The following is a 1,462-nucleotide window of genomic DNA, read 5'->3' on the forward strand; positions in this document are numbered from 1 at the left end:
GGGCTGAGGCAGTCATAGGGTTCCAGCCCGATCGACTTCAGTTGGCCGCGGATGCCGTCCATGCGGCTCGGGTCGACGCCGGATTCGATGATCGAGGAGACGAAAGCAGCAAAGCCCGGCGGCGACCAGCCGTCCTCCTCGAAGCGTTCGGGATGGATGAAGGACAGGCCCTTGAAGGGATGGTCGCGCTCGACCGGGCCGTACATGTGGACGCCGCAGCTTGTGCAGGCATGGCGCTGGATCAGCGCCGAGGGGTCGACCACCTTGAGCTTGTCGCCGTTCTCGGTGACGGTGACGTCGCCGGTGCCGGCAACGGCCACCACCGAGAAGACGGCGCCTTCCGGCTTCCAGCATTTGGTGCAGCCGCAGGCATGGTTGTGGGCGATCTGCCCCTTGACCTTCACCTTCACCGGATTGCTGGTGCACAGGCATACCAGCGTGCCGCCGGAGAAGGATGCGCTCTCCCTCGGCAAGCCGTTGTCGATCGAGTGATGCAGTTTTTCCGCCATTGCTACTTCCTCCCATGTTTGACCACAGAGGTCGCGGGCTTGCTGGCCTGCGGCCCGGTGGGTTTGCTTCAGTAAACCACGACGCTCCTGATCGACTTGCCCTCATGCATGAGGTCGAAGCCCTTGTTGATGTCTTCCAGCTTCAGCGTATGCGTGATCATCGGGTCGATCTGGATCTTTTTCTCCATGTACCAGTCGACGATCCGCGGCACATCGGTGCGGCCGCGCGCGCCGCCGAAGGCGGTGCCCATCCAGCTGCGGCCGGTGACCAACTGGAAGGGACGCGTCGAAATCTCCTGGCCGGCGCCGGCAACGCCGATGATGACCGACTTGCCCCAGCCGCGATGCGAGGCTTCCAGTGCCTGGCGCATCACCTTGGTGTTGCCGGTGCAGTCGAAGGTGTAGTCGGCGCCGCCGATCTGGTCGGCGCCGCGCTTGGTCAGGTTGACCAGGTAAGGCACGATGTCGCCGTCGACCTCCTTCGGATTGACGAAATGCGTCATGCCGAACTTCTCGCCCCAGGCCTTCTTGTCGTTGTTTAAATCGACGCCGATGATCATGTCGGCGCCGGCCAGGCGAAGACCCTGGATGACGTTGAGGCCGATGCCGCCAAGGCCGAAGACCACGGCGGTCGCGCCCTGTTCGACCTTGGCGGTGTTGATGACGGCGCCGATGCCGGTGGTCACCCCGCAGCCGATATAGCAGATCTTGTCGAAGGGCGCGTCGGGATTGACCTTGGCGACCGCGATCTCCGGCAGCACGGTGAAGTTGGAGAAGGTCGAGCAGCCCATATAGTGAAACAGTTTTTCGCCGCCGACCGAGAAGCGCGAGGTGCCGTCGGGCATCAATCCTTGCCCTTGCGTGGCGCGGATGGCGGTGCACAGGTTGGTCTTGCGCGACAGGCACGACGGGCACTGCCGGCATTCGGGCGTGTAGAGCGGGATGACATGGTC

General features: G+C 63.5%; 2 protein-coding genes. Both read right to left on the reverse strand.

Going from position 1 to position 1,462, the window contains the following annotated elements; translation table 11 throughout:
* On the reverse strand, window positions 1–509 hold a 509-nt coding region (gfa, locus tag FJW06_RS29965), incomplete at its 3' end, for an S-(hydroxymethyl)glutathione synthase (protein ID WP_140757293.1).
* Between the two features lie 68 nt (window positions 510–577).
* Window positions 578–1,462: zinc-binding dehydrogenase (locus tag FJW06_RS29970; protein ID WP_140757295.1), on the reverse strand; the 885-nt coding region annotated here is incomplete at its 5' end.

Origin of the sequence: Mesorhizobium sp. B4-1-3, from assembly GCF_006439355.1 — a bacterium.
In the GTDB taxonomy this organism is placed as follows: Bacteria; Pseudomonadota; Alphaproteobacteria; order Rhizobiales; family Rhizobiaceae; genus Mesorhizobium.